At 74.8% G+C, this 4,441-nt stretch carries 1 protein-coding gene; it reads left to right on the top strand.

Translation table 11 applies throughout. The annotated features are described in order from the left end of the window. Positions 1-4,441: SDR family NAD(P)-dependent oxidoreductase (locus tag ACIHCX_RS38010; protein ID WP_400037980.1), on the top strand; the 4,441-nt coding region annotated here is incomplete at both ends.

Raw genomic sequence — 4,441 nt, forward strand, 5'->3', positions numbered from 1 at the left:
TGGCGGTGGCCGCGGCCCGTCGGGACCGGGACGAGGCGGCGACGGTGTATGCCGCGCTGGCCGCGCTGCACACACACGGCATGCACGTCGACTGGCTCCCGGCCTACGTCGGCTTGGCCGACGCGAACCGCTCGATGCCCGTGGAGTTGCCGACCTACCCCTTCGAGCGCCGGCGCTACTGGGCGCACGGCCCGGGCGCCACCGCCTCGGTGGCGTCGGCCGGGCTGGAGACGGTCGAGCATGCGGTGCTGTCGGCGGCCGTCGACCTGGCGGACGCGGACGGCCTGGTGCTGGCAGGCCGTTTCGCCCTCCGTGAGCAGGAGTGGCTGGCCGACCACACGATCGTCGGCGCGGTCGTCGTACCCGGCACGGCCTTCCTGGAGCTGGCTGTTCGCGCCGCGGACCGGGTGGGCTGCGACGAGGTCGAGGAACTGGTCCTGGAATCGCCGCTGGTGATGTCCGACCAGGAGAGCGTCGACCTGCAGATCGTGCTGGGTCGGCCCGACGACACCGGTCGGCGCACCCTCGGTATCCACAGCCGCCCCGGTGGCGCGGCCGGCCGTACCGCGCGGTGGTCTCGGCACGCCACCGGTGTCCTCGCCCCCGGTACCCCGGTGCCCGGCGCCGACCTCACGGCCTGGCCGCCGCCCGCCCCGGAACTGCCCGTCGCCGACGCCTACCAGCGGCTGGCCGCGCACGGTCTCGGCTACGGACCGGCACTGCGCGGTATGACCCGTGCCTGGGGCAGCGGGGACGACCTGTGGGCTGAGGTCGAACTGCCCGCCGGCAACACGGCCGCCGGGTATGGCGTGCACCCCGCGCTGATGGACGCGGCGCTCCACCCGTTCGCGCTGCTCGCGGTCGAGGGCGCCGGAGCGGACACCGCTCCGGTCCGGCTGCCCTTCTCCTGGGGCGGCGTCCGGCTGCACGCGTCCGGCGCGACCGCGCTGCGGGTGCACCTCGCACGCCGGGGCGAGGACGCGGTGACTCTGGAGGCGGCCGACGCGGCGGGCTCGCCGGTCGTGTCGGTGGCGTCCCTGGTGTTCCGGGCCATCGCGCCGGAACAGCTGAGCGTCGTTGGTGCCCGGCGGCACGACATGCTGTTCACCACCGTCTGGAGTCCTGTAACGGCCGACACGTCCAGCGGTCCGCGGGTGGCGCTCCTCGGTCCGGACGACCTGGGGCTGACGGGCGTGGAGCGGTACCTGACGCCCGCGACGCTGGCCGAGGCGGCCGGTACAGGGGCCCGGCTGCCCGACGTCGTACTGGTGGCCGTCGGCCCGACGGACGGGGCGGGTGCCCCCTTCGACGGTGCGGCCCGGTCCGTGCCCGCCGCGGTTCACGACACCGTCTCCCAGGTGCTGATGCTGCTCCAGGAGTGGGTGGCCGACGAGCGGCTGGCCGGCTGCCGGCTGGGTCTGGTGACCCGGAGCGCGGTCGCCCCCGACGCCGGGCCCGGCCTGGACGATCCGGTGGCTGCTCCGGTATGGGGACTCGTCCGCGCGGCGCAGGCCGAGCACCCGGGCCGGTTCCTGCTGCTGGACCTGGACGACGATCCGGCCTCGGCGCGCGCCGCGCTGACCGCGCCAGGCGTCGATGAACCCCAACTGTCCATCAGAGGTGGCACGTTATATGCCCCCAGGCTGGCCCGGGCGCAGCTCGGCGGTCGGCTCGTGCCGCCGGTGGGCGCACCGGCCTGGCGGCTGGACGCCGTACCCAGGGGGTCGCTCGCCAACTTGGCACTGGTGCCGGTTGCGACTCCGGCCGGGCCGCCCGGCGCAGGGCGGGTACGGGTCGCGGTCCGGGCGGCGGTCCTGGACAACCACGACGTGCTCGCGGCCCTCTGCATGCTGCCCGGTGAGGCGCCGCTGGGCGCGGAGGGCGCCGGAATCGTGACCGAGGTCGGTCCTGGCGTCACCGGACTCGCCCCGGGGGACCGGGTGTTCGGTCTGTTCCCCGGCGCCGTCGCCTCCCTCGCGGAGACCGACCACCGGCTTCTCGCGCCGATACCCGCCGGATGGTCGTACACGCAGGCCGCGACCTTGCCCCTGACCTCTCTCGCGGCTCACCAGGCATTGCGCGCGCTCGCCGCCGATCGGCCGGGGCGGACCCTGCTGGTGCGCGCGGCGGACAGCGGGGCGGGCCGGGCGGTGGTGGGTCTGGCCCGGCATCACGGCTGGGAGGTCCAAGCGGTGGCCGCGGACTCCGCTCAGGCCCCCGAAGGCTCGTTCGACGCGGTCCTCGACGCCGCCGAACTCCCGCCGTGGCCGGACCGGCACGCCCCGGAGGAGGCCGTGGAGGCGTTCGCCGAGCTGGTGCCGCTGTGGACGCGGGGCGTGCTCACTCCGCTGCCGGCTGTGGTGCGTGAGGTGACCGGCGTCCGTGAGTCGCTGAGCCTGCTCAACGAGACCGGGCAGGCCCAGAAGGTCGTCCTGGCAATCCCGGCCGCACTTCGGCCGGACGGCACGGTGCTGATCACCGGCGGCACCGGCGGACTCGGCGCCCTGTTCGCCCGGCATCTGGTTGCCGAGTACGGCGTACGGCGTCTGCTGTTGACCAGTCGGCGGGGTATGGGGGCTCCGGGGGCGGCGGAACTGGCCGCGGAGTTGCGTGGGTTGGGTGTCGAGGTGACCGTTGCCGCGTGTGATGTGGCGGATCGGGCGGCTCTGGCTGCGCTGTTGGAGGCGGTCCCCGCCGAGCATCCGCTGACCGCCGTCGTGCACGCGGCCGGCGTCCTCGACGACGGAACCCTGGAGACGCTGACCCCCGAACGCTGCGCCGCCGTCCTGCGGCCCAAGGCGGACGCCGCCTGGAACCTCCACCTGCTGACCCGGGGCCTCGACCTGGCCTCCTTCACGCTGTTCTCCTCGCTGGCCGGCGTCCTGGGCAACGCGGGGCAGGGCAACTACGCGGCGGCCAACGCCTTCCTCGACGCTCTCGCCGCCCGCCGTCGCGCCGAGGGACGTCCCGCGACCTCGCTTGCCTGGGGCCCTTGGGGCACCGACGGGATGGCAGGCGACCTCGACGCCGCCGACCTGGAGAGGCTGGCCCGGCTCGGCGTCGTACCACTGACGGCCGACGCGGGCCTCGCTCTGTTCGACGCGGCGGTCGGTCTGCCCGGAGCGTTCGTGGCGGCCCGCCTGGCGCCGCCCCGGCACCCGGACGGCGCGGTGCCGCATCTGCTGCGCGGCCTGCTCCCGCGCCCGGCCCGCGGGGCCGCCCAGGCGTCGTCCGCACCGCGCTCCGCACTCGCCGGCCGCCTGGCCCGACTGCCCGAGGCCGCCCGCGCGCAGGCCCTGACCGACCTGGTCCGCGAACAGGTCGCGGACGTTCTCGGACACTCCGGGCCCGCCGGCGTCGACCCGGGACGGCCCTTCAAGGAGTCCGGCTTCGACTCGCTCACCGCCGTCGAACTGCGCAACCGCCTCGACGCGGCGACCGGGCTGCGACTGCCCGCGACCCTGGTCTTCGACCACCCCACCCCCGACGCCGTCGCCGCCCTGCTGTACGAACGCCTCGCGCCCTCCGGACCGCAACCCGCCCTTGCCCGCACCGACGCCCCGGCGGCCCCGGACGACGAGGACGCGATCGCCATCATCGCTATGAGCTGCCGATACCCCGGCAGTGCGAACGACCCCGAGGCCCTTTGGCAGTTGGTAGCCAACGGCCGCGACGCGACCTCCGCGTTCCCTGCCGATCGCGGCTGGCGCGTCGAGGACCTCTACGACGTGGACCCGGATGCCCTGGGCACCGCGTACACGCGGCGCGGCGGCTTCGTCGACCACGCCGACGCCTTCGACGCCGCGTTCTTCGGCATCTCGCCGCGAGAGGCCCTGGCCATGGATCCGCAGCAGCGGCTGCTGCTGGAGACCGCCTGGGAGGTCTTCGAACGGGCCGGCATCGATCCCGCCATGGCGCGGGGCAGCGACACCGGCGTGATCCTCGGCGTCGTACCGGCCGAGTACGTCACCCGCCCGCCGGGCACCCCGCACGACCTGGAGGGCTACCTGCTGACCGGCAACACCACCAGTGTCGCCGCTGGGCGGGTGGCCTACACCTTCGGCCTCCAGGGCCCCACCTTCACCGTCGACACGGCGTGCTCCTCGTCCCTTGTGGCGCTGCACCTGGCAGTCCGGGCGCTGCGCAACGGCGAGTGCTCGCTGGCCCTCACCGGAGGGGCGACGGTCACCGCCAGCCCCACGGTGTACGTCGAGTTCAGCCGCCAGCGCGCACTCTCGCCGGACGGCCGTTGCCGGGCGTTCGCGGCGGGTGCGGACGGTACGGGTTTCGCCGAGGGCGCGGGCATGCTGCTTCTGGAGCGGTTGTCGGATGCGCGGCGCAATGGACATCGGGTGTTGGCGGTGATTCGGGGGAGTGCGGTCAATCAGGATGGTGCGTCGAACGGGTTGACGGCGCCGAACGGTCCGTCGCAGCAGCGGGT

Origin of the sequence: Streptomyces sp. NPDC052043 (assembly GCF_044548235.1) — a bacterium.
In the GTDB taxonomy this organism is placed as follows: Bacteria; Actinomycetota; Actinomycetes; order Streptomycetales; family Streptomycetaceae; genus Streptomyces.